We start from the raw sequence: 14,940 nt of genomic DNA, 5'->3' as shown, positions 1-14,940 counted from the left end.
TTGGTAAAAGCCGTATTTGAAATAAATGTTAATGACGCTTACACTTGCCCGAAAGTTGCATTTTAAACGCATGTTATAAAACTGTCCGGCGGTAAAATTTAATGTTGATCGAACCCGTTGCCCTATCCGATTTTTTCCTGAGCTTTTTCAGTGCGGCGTTGATCATCTTGCTGGCTACCGTGTATGCGGCGTTGTATGCCTGGTCCAAGATCAGCGGCCGCCGTAAATTCGAGTTTGCCGCCTGGTTAATCTACGCTGCTTTGTTGATTTGCGTCGGCGTGTTCAGCTACGTCAATCATTTTAACGATTATTGGCTGCTGCTGTCCTTGTTAATGGTACTCGGCTACGGCTGGATGCCGCGTTTTATCTGGAAGTTGTGCGCCGCGACGCACGATGCAGATACTCACCACTCTCATCAATCTGGAGATCATCATGACTGAGCAAAGTCCGCCCCGCTGGGCGTCGGAAACATTCTGGAAAAAAACCGCGATCTGGGTGACCGGCGGGTCTTTTGTGCTGCTGGTTATTTTAAGCTTCGATTCGATGAAACAAATCAGTGCCGGCGGCCCGCGCGTGCCGGCTTATAGTGTGATAAACAAAGACATCAGCTACCGCTTCGACAAAGCCAAGCAGCGCTACCAACCCACCATAGGCGAGGACGCACCGTTGTTCGGCAAAACTTTGAGCGAAGAAGACGCCGAAAAACTGATCGATCACGGCAAAAAAACCGTACAAGCCAAGAACTGCATGAATTGCCACACCCTGCTCGGCAACGGCGCCTACTACGCGCCGGACTTGACCAAAGCCTGGCTGGACCAAGGCTGGGGGGCTAAAGAATCGCGCGAACAAATGATGGTGAATTTCCTGCTCGATCCGGAAAAAAATGCCCGCACCTACGGCTCCAACCGCAAGATGCCCAATCTGGACATCACACCACCCGAAGCGGAAGCCATCGTTGCTTTCCTGAAATGGATGTCGTCTATCGACACCAATGGCTTTCCGCATAATTTCATCGCGCTGGGCGAAGAGGAACAATAAATGACCTTACAAGCTTATCAAGAAAAAGCGGCGAACTGCTGGGCCGGTTGCAAGCAACGCCATACCGAGCTCATGACCAACCCCCATCTGAGCGGCGGCCAAAAACTGGCGGTACATTACTTTACCGTGGCGATGGTGTTGTTTATGGCGCAATTGCTGTTCGGCCTGTTGGCCGGTCTGCAATTCATCTTCCCCAGCTTTCTCTATGAAATCCTGGATTTCAACGTCAACCGCATGGTGCACATCAACGCCATGGTGGTATGGATGCTGTACGGTTTCCTCGGCTCGGTGTACTGGTTTCTGGAAGATGAAAGCGGCGTCGAAATCGTCGGCCTGAAATGGGGACAATTGGCGTTCTGGGTATTGACCGGCGCCGTCACCGTCGTGGTCTTGGTGTACTTGCTGATTCAAATCGGCAGCGGTACCGATACCTCACTCTGGTTGATCAACGAAGGCCGCGAGTATATCGAAGCACCACGCTGGGCCGACATTGGCATCGTCGTGGTGGTATTGACCTTTTTCTATAACGTCGCCGCCACTTTTGCCAAGGGCAAATGGTCGGGCATCGCCGGCGTGTTGACTTTGGATCTGGTCGCTCTGGCCGGTTTGTATTTAGCCGGCATGTTTTATGTGACCAATATTTCCGTCGATCAATACTGGTGGTGGTGGGTGATTCACTTGTGGGTGGAAGCCACCTGGGAAGTCTTGGTAGGCTGCATCATGGCCTGGAGCTTGATGAAGCTGCTGGGCGTGCGCCGCAATGTCGTACAAACCTGGCTATATATCGAAGTGGCCTTGATGTTCGGCTCCGGCATCTTGGGCCTGGGCCATCACTACTTCTGGATAGGCACACCGGAATACTGGTTTACCATCGGCGGCTTCTTCTCCGCGCTGGAACCGATTCCGCTGGTAGCAATGGTGGTGCATTCCATCTACGACGCCGGCGCGCATCGCTTCAAAAACAGCAACCACCCCGCCCTGGCCTGGATCATCGCTCACGCCTTCGGCAATTTTCTCGGTGCCGGCGTTTGGGGTTTCATGCACACCTTGCCGCAGATCAATCTCTACACTCATGGCACGCAATGGTCTGCTTCGCACGGTCATTTAGCGTTCTTCGGGGCTTATGCCACCATCAACATCGCCTTCTTCTATCTGGCCGCACAGCAAGCGCGCGGTAATGTCTGGATGGGCGGCGAGTTGGTCAATGGCTGGCGCTGGAAAACCGCAGCGGTACTATTAAACCTGGGCGTGATGGGTATGACGGTGGCGTTGTTGATCGCCGGCTACGAACAATCGTTTATCGAACGCGCGGTGGAAGGCTCAACTTGGGCCGGCTATTTTGCCGCACAAAATCATCCCTGGTTCATGCAAGCAATGGTCTGGCGCATGGTATTTGGCTTGATGACGGCGGCGGGCGGCGGTTTGTTGTTCTGGGATTTATTGGAAATCGGCAAGGGTGAGCAACGGCCCGCGGCAGTGATTGACAGCGAAGCAGTAGCCCAATAAATCAACGGTGTGCTTACCGCTTGGGCATCCACCGATTTTTCAAACGCTTAAGGCGAATACGCTGGCGTATTCGCCTTATAAAGGTTTTATCTCAAACCGGAGAACATTGCGAACAAGCGGTTGGCTTTGCAAATCTCTCACTGGCCTTCTTCGCTGCACTGGTCACGCTGCTGATCGAACCCAGATAATAAATCGCCTCTTTAGCCGGCAGCAAAGAGCAGCTGGATTTATGAATCAGGTGGTCGCCATTTTCCTGCGCGCTTATCTCAATAAAAAACTCTGCCATTGTCTGTTCCTCTTGATATAGGTTTTATAAATACAGGTCGAACCGCTTGAATGATCGAAACTCTGTAGGCCATCGAACATTCGGCCTGAGCGATGTTATGAAAACGACATGAATAACCGCTAATTCAGGCCATTTTGCGGCTCAGCTAACTGACAGCAAGAAATAAACCAGAACCACCGGTAGATTAGCCCTGCTCATTCCCCGTTAAGCGACACCTTGTTTGGGCATTTGTTAAACAACACAAACCCGACAAATAATAAGCTCGCTTACCGTCAACGCCACTCAATCGTAGGTAATCCGAGCATCTGTCGATATTCGCTCACTCGCAGACTGACCCACCGCCTTTCCTATATTTCAGCTCTATCTAAGTGACTGATTGTTGCATTGAAAATTTCTTCTACAATTTCTACTCAGCTTTCACGTTATTAATATAGGGGGAATGCTTATGCTGAATCGTTTTTCGATAGCCGCCAAACTTCAACTGATGTCTTGGTTTGCGTCGCTACTGCTGGCCGGCCTGGCTTTACTTGGCTATCACGCCTTAGATTATGTCGGCGATGCAGCTCACCGCATGGGGAAAAGTAAAGACATCCTAGCCGACATTCTACCGCCCCCCTTATTTCTGGTAGAAGCCCAGTTAATGGCCGAGCAGCTATACCACGACAAAGATAAAGACCCTAAGTATGCGCGGTTAAAAGAATTGAAAATCGAGTACGACACCCGCAATCGCTATTGGGAGTCCGCACAGGAGATTCCCGCCCAACTAAAACAAGCCATATTGGGCACGCAACGCGAACAAGCTGATCAGTGGTGGAAAGAATTGGAGGGGCGCTATATTCCAGCAATCAAGGAAGGTGACGTAAAAACAATGGATCTGGCTATGGAACGTCTGGATGAACAGTACGAACGGCATCGCGAAGCATTGGCAGAAACCGTCAAAATTTCCAACCGATATTCCAATGAGACCTTGGCAAACCTTAACCAAACCGTCGGTAGCACAACCTGGTATCTGGTCGGACTGGCCTTGTTGGGGGCAATCGCATTCGTGATAATGGCCTACGTGATTATCCAACAAATCCGCTACAGCCTTGATCAAGCGGAAAAAGTCACTGGGGCTATCGCCGCCGGCGACCTGACGGTAGTGATCCCCGATGCAGGCGACGATGAAATCGGACAACTTCTCAGAAAGTTAGCGCAGATGCGCAAGAACTTACACAATCTAATCTCCGATATGCACAACGGCGTATTCCAGCTTAATCGATATTCGGCGGACCTGCTAGAGGCCGCCGCGCAAGAATCGATTATCGCCAATAACGGTTACGAGGCAGCTTGCAGTATGGCGGCCACTATCGAACAGCTGTCGGTATCGCTCGAACAAGTCAACGGTAATGCGCTGGACGCCAAGCAGGTTGCATTCGAATCAGGACAGCGCGCGGAGTTATCCACCAAAGTGATTAGCTCCACCGCCATAGAGATGCAAAAAATTTCAGCCATTGTCGTAAATGCGGCTGACTACATTCGCAATCTGGAATCTATCAGCTCGGAAATAACCAGTATTGTCGACGTAATTCACGGTGTCGCCGAACAAACCAATCTGCTTGCTCTAAACGCCGCGATTGAGGCCGCCCGCGCCGGCGAGTACGGCCGAGGTTTTGCGGTGGTTGCAGACGAAGTCAGAACGCTTGCCGAACGCACCAGCACGTCCAGCGGTGAAATTAAATTGATGGTGGAAAAAATTCGTCAAGCCTCCAAAGCCGCTGTGCAGGCTATGGAAAGCGGGGTAACCGGCGTTGAATCCGGCGTAGCGCTGTCCAGCCAGGCTGGCCAATCGGTCAACGAAATTCTCGATGCCCAATACCGCGTGACTCTGTCGGTAGACGGGATTAGCGGCGCACTGGGCCAGCAATCGGCTGCTACACGCGATATGGCTAATCGGGTGGAACAGATCTCGCAAAATGCCAACTCGCTGGCTAAAACCGTAGAGAAAACCAAGCAGAGCGCAGAACAATTGGCACAACAGGCCGCGAGCCTCGATAAGTTGGCTGCACGCTTCAAATTATAAGCATTCAGCGCAGAATGCGGCTGCGTTACTCAGGCACAAACTTAACGATTTCCAGGCTTGGATCACCTGAGTTTACGGTAATGTCAGCACTCAAACCTTAAGCTGAATAATCTCACTTAGCCAATAATACCCGACCCAGAAGGCTGCCATTTTCGACAACCATCGCTGATTCAGCACCGCAACGCTCGATCAACCGCGTCAACTGCTGACCCAGCATTTCGTTCCGTTGCTGCTCGCTCAACAACACCTGCTTGATCTCCGCCATCACCGCCGCCAAGGCCTGCTGCAAACCTTTTTGCAAGCCTTTCAATGCTGCTTTATGCAAAGACGGCTGAATTTTTTTGTGCAGGAAAAACGGAATCAGCCAGCTCAAACCGATCAATAACACACTATGAATTGCAAAATCGGCACCCAAGTAAGCAGTAGCATCAGCGGCGCTATGGTAATAGCCGGAGAATACCTGATAACCGACGGCGCCCATCGCCGCCAGCGGTAAGACCGTTTCGCAAATCGCCGTCAATGTCAGCAGAAAACGCTGAGCACCGTTGCCGGGCTGCAATAAAGCCTGTCGACCGGCCAATTCAGTTTGAGCAGTCAGGTTTTTCTCGGTGTTATCGCGGATACCTTGCAACGCAACTTTCAAGGGTTTGCTGGGGATGTTGGCTTGTGCGGCTTGTAACACCAATTCGTCCAGCAAATCGTTCAGACGGTTCTGCGCCCAGTCGTCCCAAAGCTTGATGTCGGCTGGTTGGCCCAGGTTCTCCGCCCAGAATTGCGCGAGCTGTTTAATCGGCCAGGCCAAACCTTGCTGCAAGCTGGCTTCGGTATGCTGCCAAAGCGCCTCAAAATTTTGCTGACATTGTGCATAGTCTCGGCCGGAAAAATCGTCAGCCATTTGCTGCAAGGTCTGCTTTAAATGTTGGCGGCGCAATTGCTGGCTGCGCTGTTCCAGTTGCGCGACGCTGTGCTGTCCGGACAGTTGCCGCAACTGTTCCAACAATGCGGCGAATTCGTCGCCGTCCGGTTCGCTGCAACTGGTGCGAAAGATTAAGGGATCGGTGAAACCGGCCTTACCCAGCTGCTGTTTAAAATCGTCGTATTGCACCGGCTGACCACGATCCCACTGATTCATCACAAACAGCCAGGCGTGTTTCGCGCCTTCCGCCAGCAGCAATTGCCAGGCTTTGTTGTCGCGGTAGCGTTCCGGACTGACGACATACAGTAAAACGTCGATATGCGGCAGCCACTCCAATACCAAACGCTTGTTGCCGAGTTCGATGCTGTCGAAATCCGGCATATCAATCCAGACGATATGGCTATTGGCCGCATCGTTGTGCTGGCTGATCTTGATACTGTCCAGCGGCAAACCTGCCGGCAGTTTGTTAATCGCCAGGCTTTGGTGGTGATACAGAGTCACTTCCCGAGAGGTGGGCCTCTCGATGCCGGCCCGGGCAATCGCCTGCCCCGCCAAACGATTCAATAAGCTGCTTTTGCCGACGCCGGTACCACCCATGAACGCCACAATCAAAGGTCTGGTCTGCGGGTCGGTTTGACTCGCCGCAAATAGAGCTTCCGTACTGCGCGCATCTATTGTGGTCAATAATTGCGCCCGCTCCGCGCTCAATCGGGCTTCGGCTTGCGCGGCTACGGCCCATTGCTGGGCTTGGGTCAGCAATTCAGAGTAATCGTAAGCCATGTTTCTTCTCTTTCAGCGCCTGCTCCGCGGCGTGGCATTGTTGTTCGGAGATATTAAAACGGGTGGGCGACAGCACGCCTTGCGGCAACAAATACAGCCGCTGTTTCAGGCAGGTCTCAAACAACGCCGTCTTCACGGTATTGAGCTGATGCTGCTTTAATTCGGCTTCGACCTTATGCATATAGCTACCGATGGCGCTTTCCGCCAACAAGGAAGTCATGGTCAGCATCAAGGGCGTGAGCACCAAATCGTGGACGCCGATGCCACCGGCCTGAATAGCCAGCAATAAGGCGCCGGCATCGGTGGTAACCCGGGTGGCGCGCAGGCTATTCAGAATCATCGGCTGTTCTTGCAGCTTTACGTATAAACGTTGCGCCGAGGCTTCCACATCTTGTTGAAAATCGCTGTGATAGTCCATCACTGCTTGTCTGTAAATCTGTAATAAATCGCCGCGTTTTTGTCTCAGCGCCATCGCGGTTTCTTTCCACCAGCGGCTATCGGCCGGCTCGGTTTCGGTCTTTTCCAGCAAGCGGTCGGCGATCTGGATCAAGAGATGTTCGCCTAACTGATTCAGCACCCCGAGTTCCTGATTGGGATTGATAGGCGTGCCGCCGCCCCACGCGAATAATTTACGAAACGGCCAGGTCATGGCCCGCCGGGTCTTGCCTAGCGCTTTGGCGATGCCGGGGATTTCCAGCAAGGTGAGCAAATTTAATAAAGCGTTTTGGAAGGTTTCGTAATGATGCGGATGGTTGAGATAATCGCGCTGGTACTCCTTAACCGCTTGCGCCAACGCTTGATCGACCAGGGTTTGCCAATGATGCTGGGCATGGTGTTCGGCAAACACCGGTTCTAGCCAGTCCAGCCAATAGCGGCTGATTAATTGCTGCTGGCGGGCAACATGTTTGTGACGGGTGACTTTTTTCGCCAGTTCGTTAAAGGCATGCGAGGCCGATTGCGGCCAGTTCGGTGCCGCCGGGGCTTTTTGAAATAACAGGGGCACCAGAGTAGGTAAAGGATCGTGACGGGTTTGCAGCCACTTTTGCCGCAACGAATCCAAAATCACCTGCTCGCTACCCTCATTGAGTTTATTCACGCAAATCAGGGTTGGCTGCTGGAAAACCTCGATGGCTTTCATCATTTCCCACACCGATTGATCGGCGTATTTTTCTTTACTCACCACCAGAACCACGATATCGGCCAAGGCAATCGTGCGGATCACGCCTTCCCGATAGTCGGCGGCGTCTATCGAATCGAAATCAGGCGTATCCCAGCAGACGCAAGCCGGTAACAAGGCCGAGGCGCCGGGGCTAGGACTAAGCGAATAGCAGTCGTATCGTCCAGGACGCAATTCAGTTTGCTCCAAACGCTGAAAGCGGCCGAAATAATGCTGCATCCCGTCGCAATCCTCAGGCGTCAGACTGTGGCAAAAACCCTGGGCCTGCACCGTGTAACCGGCCAGCGGGCTCACACCGGCGGCGTTGGCATTTAACAGCAGATTGACCACAGAACTTTTACCGGCCTGCGTCGGCCCGATGACGGCGATTTGCAGCGGAAAACCGGGATTGTTGTCGAGCAGCTCGCCTTTGCGAATAAAGGCTTCGCCGTGTAACAATTGTTCTATACGCTGCTGATAATCCAGGTACTGGGGATTTTTTTTATCCAGCTGCTGTAGCACAGTTTGGTAACGCTGTTTGAGAAGTTGGATAAATTCCAGCATGTGGTAAGCTTGTGTTTTTAATTACCGAGTAATTTGGTTTGTTTGGTAACCCGCGTTGCAACCATTATAAATACAAAATTCGGGTTTGTTTATTTAGCCACTGGGGGGCTACATCATGAAAAAAGCGTCTACTGTTTTGGTTTTTTTAATCTGCGCATTTTTAGCCGGTTGCAATAAAAGCAACCAAATCAACGGCAGCAGTTTAAAAACGGTGAATCGATCAATCAGTCAAATCAAGGAAAAATTGCCGCTGGACCAACGCATCGAGTTTGAAGTGTCTTTCTGGACCTTACGCGATGAAATCCGCAATAACAAGGAGTTTTTGGACGCTATCGATGGCAAGACACCGGAACAATTGGTAGAAGCCGGTAAAGAACTGTTTGCCAAACGCAAAGCGGCCGGCAGCAAAGACTATGAGAAATACGACAACTGGGACCAAATGATTTCCCAATACTCGCAAGAACGTATCGACCAAAACCGCAAGAAAACCCCTGACCAACGTGACAAAAACCCACCGGCAAGAGTCGATTACAAAATGCACGCCATGTAAGTTACTTACGCACTGGGGCCGGCAGTTGTTTCTGTTCCACCAGAACCGCGACAAACTGACTGGCCTCGCTGATGGTTTTTTCCATCACCTCGATCAACCGCGAAATATCCACACCGATTTCCATAAATTCGTGCCGCAGTGCCGCGATGGCATGGGCATTTAAGTTGTGTTTTAAAAACAGCACCTGATCCTGAAACGCCGCCAACACCGGATGCATACGGGTTTCTGCGTTCTGTAAGGCTTTTAACAAGCGGGCATATTGCTGCCGGGATTTTTTAAGTTGTTGCTGGCTGCGCGCCTTCAAAGCCCGGTTGCTGTATAAAGCCAGCTCGGCTTCCCATTCGTTGAACAAGGCTTCGCTAATCTCTTCCACCGCCTGAATTCTTTGACTGACTTGGTCGGCCTTACCCTTGCAAAGGTCGTAGCGGCGTTTGAGTTGCTGATAGCGTTGTTCCAGTGAACTATCCTTCACGTTGACGATGCTTTTGAATTTATCCAGAGCATCAACGAACTGATCGCGGCTGTCCTTCAAACTCTCGCAAGCCTGCCCGACCTGCATAACGACGATGTCGCGTTTTTGATGGCCCAGTAAGGATTCCCGGCTTTGATAATAAGCCTTGCGCAAACGCTTATTCAGGATGGCTTTAATAAAATTAATCATGGTGGGACAGGAAACGGTCTTTATTCATTACGGTAATTTTGTAACTAGCCTGGGCGGTGGAATGTTGAAAAGCGGCATCCAGGATGCCTTGCTGCTGTAAGTCTGGCAAACTCAGGTGCTCAGGAATCGGCGCCGATTTCACGACAATTAGCTCATCAGCTTCTATAACGCCAGCCAACCAGGCCGCCAAACTATCCGAAGTAACGTCCCAACTGGCGGCGATATTGGCTTTATCCAATTGCTCAACTTGCGGCGACCAGATCACTATAGAATTGGCTTGCTCTGCGCAAGCTAATCTTGCCGCGTCAGCGATTACAGCAAATTCGGGCATCAGGCTATTCATCAACCAGGCCATTTGCTGCATCGCCAGAATTGCCATCCGGTGCGCCGCCACATCATCAAAACCCCACTGACTTTGCGCGATGCGCACTTGCTCGGCAAACGGCCCGCCGCCGGGCACAATAACAATCGGGCCGGCGCGATTGGCGATTGCCGCCAGGCAAGCCGGCAAGGCGGCTGTTTCCAGCAAGCTGCCGCCCAGCTTGATTACGCACGTCATACGCCAAACTGCTTGAGTAACTGCAATAAGGCGGCGGCCTTATCAAAACATTCCTGATACTCTTCGTCCAGCACCGAATCGTTGACGATACCGCCGCCCGCCCAAAAACGTATCGTGCCGTGATTGTGGACCAGCGTACGAATCGCGATATTGGTGTCCATATTGCCGTCGAAACCGATATAACCGATCGCCCCACAATAAATGCCGCGCCGATGCGGTTCCAATTCCTCGATGATTTCCATCGCCCGGATTTTCGGCGCGCCGGTAATCGAGCCGCCTGGAAAGCAACTGCGCAATAAATCGATGGCATGCTGGCCTTCCGCTAGCAACCCCGTCACGGTACTGACTAAGTGATGTACGGTGGTATAGCTTTCTACCGAGAATAAGCTCGGCACCCACACCGAACCCTTTTTGCAGCTCTTGCCCAAATCATTGCGGAGTAGATCGACGATCATGACATTCTCGGCCCTATCCTTGGTGCTGGACACCAAGTCTTCGATCTGTGCTTGATCGGCTTCCCAATCATTCCGGCGCGGTCGGGTACCTTTGATGGGTTTGGTTTCCACGGCGCCGTCGGTGACTTTTAAAAACCGCTCCGGCGACGAACTTAAGACCTGCACATCCGGAAAGTTCAGATAAGCGCTGAATGGCGCAGCGTTGATCTGCCGTAATATTTGATACGCTTGCCATGGCTGGCCTTGGCAAGGGCTTTCGAAGCGCTGGGTCAAATTGATTTGATAGCAATCACCCTCTTTCAAATAATGCTTGATACGCTGAAAAGCCGTGGTGTAAGCCTGTTTGTCCATATTGGCGCGCGGCACTTGCAGCACTTTAAATTCCGCCGTTTCCGCCGGTGTCGAAATCGTGCTGAATTCCGCGATTAGTCTTTGCTGCTCGCTTTCCGGTAAATCCACACTGACCAACCAGCTTTGCCGATGCTGATGATCGACAATCACCGCCCAGCGGTAAATGCCCACCGCCATCTCAGGCAGATTTTCAGAGTCGTCGGCCATCGCCGGTAACCGCTCAATGCGTCTGGCCAAATCATAAGCAAAATAACCAATGGCGCCGCCGTTGAACGGCAAACCGTCAACGCTGGCTAAGGACCTACCTAACTGTTGTTTCAACAACTCAAAAGGATCATCGGTACTTTCGCTAATCACGCCATCGCGTTCGATAAACGTCATATCACCGCGTGTTTGCAGGGTTACGACCGGGGCATAGGCGATAATATCGAACCTATCCTGGTGGCTGTGCGGCTGGGCGCTATCCAGAAATACCGCCCAAGGCTGCTGCGCCAGCGGGGCAAATAATGCTGAACTGTCTTGAAAATAAGGCAGCGACTGTTTGGTGGGTTTGGCTAAAGGCATTAAGAAGTGCTGTTAAGCGGCCGGAATGTGCCGCAAGGACATGATTTGCAATATGCCGATTTTACCGCAGCCGCAGACTTTAACCAAACCCGCCGGCAAGATAAGCCACGGCGGCGGCCGGCGCACAATCGGCGGCACCAATCTCATGGGTTTTAGCGGTTGACGGCAGCAAATCGGTAAAATCCAGATACTCGACACCCAGATCCGCAGCAATGTCCCGCGCAAGGAAGCGGCCAACACCGGCACCGATTAATTTTATCGCCGAGCCGGTTTCAGCCTTTTGCAATTGTCTGACACAAGCCTGGCTGATTTTCTGTGTTTGCTTGGTTTTGAGCTGCTCGGCAAATGCCAACCAGAGTGCAAGATCGCTCTCGCTAAATTCGTAACCGGTCAGCCGCGACAAGCGGCGGGCGCTAGCCAAAACCGACTTTTCCGCACCATCGGCGGTGTCGCTTTGATCGTGCGCTTCGTTCAAGTCACCGGTCAAACGATACGCATCGGCCATCGTCGCGAAATACTCGGCCATCAAACCCATTGACTGGCCATTGAATTCGGCATCTTGGGCAATCGCCATCACCGCCGTGCGGACAATACCGGTATACACCAACTCGCCGGAGACCAAGCGTTGATAGTCGGTAAAGCCTTGCACCTTAAGCTGGTGATTTTCGATCAACAAAATATCGGTCGTGGTGCTGCCTATATCCACAAATAAGGCGTTTGGCAGGCGCTTGGCCACCCACATCAGACTAGCCAACCAATTAACAGAAGCGATGTCCATGCAATCGGCCGGTTGAATCTGTGCTGCCGGCAAAAAGCCACGCAAGCCGGCAAATACCGATACCTGCTCGACATTGAAATGCTCGCAAACAGCCCGGACGATGGCGTTGACACCTTGCTCGCGACTGGTAAAGCAATCCACCAGTTCACCGGTCATCGTCACGGCATGCCGGCAATTTTGCAAATCGAATTGGCCGGCCAAATCGACCAAAGTGCCATGCAGATACTCTATCCCCTTCCATAATGGACAAGCCTGCTGAGCAAGGGCCTGGATATGTCCGGACTCATCCAGCAACGCCAACTTAACGTGCGCACCCCCAATGTCCCAACCTGCAATCTGTTTGTTCATTTTGCCTTTTTAATTGATATGGATTTGAACTGTTTCATTTCTATACGGCTGTAACACCGGTTCGGCATGGCGCAGGCGCAAAACCTGTTCGGCCACGTTGATCCCGGTCGCTTGGCGGATGCCGACGTAAGAACTGGTCAGACGCGGATTAATTTCCAACACCAGCGGACCTAGCTCGGCATTCTCAATAACATCAATCCCTACATAGCCCCACAAGCCAGGCAGCGCGTCGGCTATTTCGCTTACCAAATTTCGATAAAAGCTCAGCTTATCGGTTTGTAAATTCACTAAACAGCCTTGCAAACTAAATCGGCCTTGCTGCAAAGCAATTTGCTGGTGGTTATAGCAGATAAGCCAGGCTTGGCCATGCTTAAACAAACAAGACAAACTCGCAGCCTGTCCGTGAATATAAGGCTGTAACACATAGCGATGCGGATCGGTTAATTCGGCAATAGCGACCGGCAAATGCTCGGCATCGATTTGCAAACTATCAAGGCACCCGACGCCGTCCGCAATCTTGACGACCAGCTTATTCGCTAAACCGATACCCTCCGCCGTTTCGCTAAGCAGATGTGTTGCCACCGCCGGAATCATCCGTTTCTTCAAAGCTTGATAAGTCGCATACTTATTGGCGCATACGCTCAAGGTTGCAGGATTGGATAATAAAATTTCGACATTCGCGGCAATAGCCAGCTCGGCCAGGCGCTGCAATATACCGTCGCTTTCAGGTGCGATGGGCCAAAACAAATCAGCTTGTGTCAGTAAATCCCGCAACAGTGCAAAGATGTCGCAAGCGGCGCTTACCGTCACAATTTCGCCTGGCAACAGCATATCCGGTCTGGCGCAGCGCTCATCCAAAGGCACACATAGCTGAAGATTGTCCAGACACTTCAGTTCGGCGATTAAAGCCTGTAACATCAAGCTGCCTTCCGTCGCCAGCGAAGCAGGCAATGCCTGCCCGACCAAACCGCCGCCGGTAATAAATTCAAATACCAGAACTCTCAATTCTAAAACTCGCTTGGCTTATGCAGATTATTCCAGTCATTGATTTGAAAGACGGCCTGGTGGTCCACGCTGTAGGAGGCGACCGCAGCCGCTATCACCCCGTACATCTCACCTCGTCAATATGCGACAGCAGCGAAATAAGCCAAGTCGTGTGGAGTTTATTAAAGCTGTATCCATTTCCAAAGTTTTATATCGCAGATCTCGACGCAATCGGCGGCCAAGGTAACCACGACGAGGCCATCAACAACTTGTTTAGCCAATATCCAAACAAGGAATTTTGGCTGGATAAGGGCAGCAACCATCAAGCCCTGACTATGACGACTCTCGCAAGTAACTGCAAGCCGGTCATTGGTACTGAATCACAACGACTACCCGTATCGTTAAAAAATACCGATCTGATCCTATCGCTGGATTTTAAACATAACCAAGTTTTGGGTCATCCAGGGTGGCTGGAAAGCCCTGAACTGTGGCCGGAAACAAATGTGGTGATGACCTTGGATTTGGTCGGCAGCAATCAGGGTCCGGACTTTGAGAAACTAAGCCAGCTTTGCAAGACTCATCCCTATAAACATTTTGTCGCGGCTGGCGGGGTTCGGGATGTAAACGATCTCATGCGCCTGAAAACTATCGGTATTGCCGCTGTGTTATTGGCCAGCGCCCTGCACAACGGCAATATCGACGCCACCACACTGGAAAAATTTTAGGCAAAAAAATACCCCGGCAAGCCGGGGTATCTTCGACAGCCTTTGAAACTAAAAACTTATACGTTGTTAGCAGCAAATGGGTGTTTTGCACCAGATTTAGCAGCAACGACTTCTTTAGCAGTTGGAGTGCCAGCAACCGCGCGAGCGATAGCTTCTTTGGTAGCTTTGTAGTTGAATTCTTCGATTTTTGCATCGTCTTCAGCCAACCAGTGGATGAAAACACCAACAGAAATGAACAAATCGTCAGCTTCGTCAGCAGGGATAGTGCCGTCTTCAACGGAATCAGCAACAGCCATAGCAACAGCGCGTTGAGCTGGTCCAAACATTTGAACAGCTTGTTTTGCACCTTTGATGGTTACTTTGTTGAACAGGATGGTTGCAGGTTTAACCAACAGGTTAGGAGCAACAACAGCCAACAGAGTAGAGAAACCGTCTTTGTTGTTTGTCAAAGCATTTGCGAAAGCAGTTTCAGCTGCTGAGCCGCGTGGGCCGATGATCAAATCGATGTGAGCAATTTCGTTGCCTTCACCAACCAAAGATTCGCCAACGCGCAAGTTATTGATTTTTGCCATTTTAAATTTATCCCCTAAAGATAAGATTGAACCAAAAAAATAGACACTTTCGTGTCTCAAGATTGTAGTTTCTGCTTAGTTCCCT

The 14,940-nt window shown here is 51.4% G+C and carries 15 protein-coding genes; 6 read left to right on the top strand and 9 right to left on the bottom strand.

The features are described from left to right. Positions 1 to 101: 101 nt before the first annotated feature. Genes ACWAU0_RS15955 through ACWAU0_RS15945 form a run of 3 tightly spaced genes read left to right on the top strand, consistent with a single transcriptional unit; the run spans position 102 to position 2,544 of the window. Complete coding sequence (locus ACWAU0_RS15955; protein ID WP_458137240.1) at positions 102 to 440, top strand: hypothetical protein; 339 nt, start codon at positions 102 to 104, stop codon at positions 438 to 440. Further along, positions 433 to 1,038, top strand: a complete 606-nt coding sequence (locus ACWAU0_RS15950; RefSeq protein ID WP_171695739.1) for a c-type cytochrome — start codon at positions 433 to 435, stop codon at positions 1,036 to 1,038. The genes ACWAU0_RS15955 and ACWAU0_RS15950 overlap by 8 nt, the downstream gene beginning before the upstream one ends. Continuing rightward, positions 1,039 to 2,544: a cbb3-type cytochrome c oxidase subunit I gene (locus tag ACWAU0_RS15945; protein ID WP_458137239.1), complete on the top strand. Its 1,506-nt coding sequence runs from the start codon at positions 1,039 to 1,041 to the stop codon at positions 2,542 to 2,544. It abuts the gene before it with no gap. 91 nt (positions 2,545 to 2,635) lie between these two features. Here ACWAU0_RS15945 and ACWAU0_RS15940 read toward each other — a convergent pair whose 3' ends face one another. Continuing rightward, positions 2,636 to 2,830 (bottom strand): hypothetical protein, encoded by a 195-nt coding sequence (locus ACWAU0_RS15940; protein WP_458137238.1) that lies wholly within the window; start codon positions 2,828 to 2,830, stop codon positions 2,636 to 2,638. Between the two features lie 445 nt (positions 2,831 to 3,275). Here ACWAU0_RS15940 and ACWAU0_RS15935 point away from each other — a divergent pair, with 445 nt between their 5' ends. After that, on the top strand, positions 3,276 to 4,892 hold the full coding sequence (locus ACWAU0_RS15935; protein ID WP_458137237.1) for a methyl-accepting chemotaxis protein: 1,617 nt from the start codon (positions 3,276 to 3,278) through the stop codon (positions 4,890 to 4,892). A 112-nt stretch (positions 4,893 to 5,004) separates the two neighbouring features. Here ACWAU0_RS15935 and ACWAU0_RS15930 read toward each other — a convergent pair whose 3' ends face one another. Beyond that, positions 5,005 to 6,588: a GTPase gene (locus ACWAU0_RS15930; protein WP_458137236.1), complete on the bottom strand. Its 1,584-nt coding sequence runs from the start codon at positions 6,586 to 6,588 to the stop codon at positions 5,005 to 5,007. Then, the gene (locus ACWAU0_RS15925) at positions 6,569 to 8,308 is read right to left on the bottom strand and encodes a GTPase (protein WP_458137235.1); all 1,740 of its coding nucleotides are present in this window, start codon (positions 8,306 to 8,308) and stop codon (positions 6,569 to 6,571) included. The genes ACWAU0_RS15930 and ACWAU0_RS15925 overlap by 20 nt, the downstream gene beginning before the upstream one ends. 115 nt (positions 8,309 to 8,423) lie before the next feature. Between ACWAU0_RS15925 and ACWAU0_RS15920 the strand changes: the two genes are divergently transcribed. After that, entirely contained in the window at positions 8,424 to 8,858 is a 435-nt protein-coding gene (locus ACWAU0_RS15920) for a DUF6694 family lipoprotein (protein ID WP_033158119.1), read from the top strand. A gap of 1 nt (position 8,859) precedes the next feature. On the opposite strand, the gene ACWAU0_RS15915 is transcribed toward ACWAU0_RS15920, so the two are convergent. The 5 genes from ACWAU0_RS15915 to ACWAU0_RS15895 all read right to left on the bottom strand — a co-directional run bounded on the left by ACWAU0_RS15915 (position 8,860) and on the right by ACWAU0_RS15895 (position 13,579). Further along, positions 8,860 to 9,519, bottom strand: coding sequence for a DUF2959 domain-containing protein (locus tag ACWAU0_RS15915; RefSeq protein ID WP_205450470.1), 660 nt, complete (start codon positions 9,517 to 9,519; stop codon positions 8,860 to 8,862). After that, positions 9,512 to 10,078: an amino acid kinase family protein gene (locus ACWAU0_RS15910; protein ID WP_458137234.1), complete on the bottom strand. Its 567-nt coding sequence runs from the start codon at positions 10,076 to 10,078 to the stop codon at positions 9,512 to 9,514. Before ACWAU0_RS15910 ends, ACWAU0_RS15915 begins: the two co-directional genes overlap by 8 nt. Beyond that, positions 10,075 to 11,448: an aminodeoxychorismate synthase component I gene (gene pabB / locus ACWAU0_RS15905; RefSeq protein WP_458137233.1), complete on the bottom strand. Its 1,374-nt coding sequence runs from the start codon at positions 11,446 to 11,448 to the stop codon at positions 10,075 to 10,077. The genes ACWAU0_RS15910 and pabB overlap by 4 nt, the downstream gene beginning before the upstream one ends. 79 nt (positions 11,449 to 11,527) lie before the next feature. Continuing rightward, positions 11,528 to 12,574, bottom strand: coding sequence for a hydantoinase/oxoprolinase family protein (locus ACWAU0_RS15900; protein WP_458137232.1), 1,047 nt, complete (start codon positions 12,572 to 12,574; stop codon positions 11,528 to 11,530). Positions 12,575 to 12,583: 9 nt separating this feature from the next. Further along, positions 12,584 to 13,579 carry an ATP-grasp domain-containing protein gene (locus ACWAU0_RS15895; RefSeq protein WP_458137231.1) on the bottom strand — a complete coding sequence of 332 codons (996 nt, stop codon included), beginning with the start codon at positions 13,577 to 13,579 and terminating at the stop codon, positions 12,584 to 12,586. A 20-nt stretch (positions 13,580 to 13,599) separates the two neighbouring features. On the opposite strand from ACWAU0_RS15895, the gene ACWAU0_RS15890 reads away from it, so the two are divergent. Continuing rightward, positions 13,600 to 14,283, top strand: coding sequence for a HisA/HisF-related TIM barrel protein (locus ACWAU0_RS15890; protein WP_458137230.1), 684 nt, complete (start codon positions 13,600 to 13,602; stop codon positions 14,281 to 14,283). A 56-nt stretch (positions 14,284 to 14,339) separates the two neighbouring features. Here the strand turns inward: ACWAU0_RS15890 and fae are convergent, their stop codons facing one another. Continuing rightward, a complete protein-coding gene (gene fae / locus ACWAU0_RS15885; protein WP_020482207.1) occupies positions 14,340 to 14,855 on the bottom strand; it encodes a formaldehyde-activating enzyme in 516 nt (171 codons plus the stop codon). Positions 14,856 to 14,940 lie beyond the last annotated feature (85 nt).

It is taken from the genome of Methylomonas sp. Uni0009 (assembly GCF_054188105.3).
The sequence above is the reverse complement of the archived record's forward strand: the minus strand, read 5'-3'. Positions and strand labels throughout refer to the sequence as shown.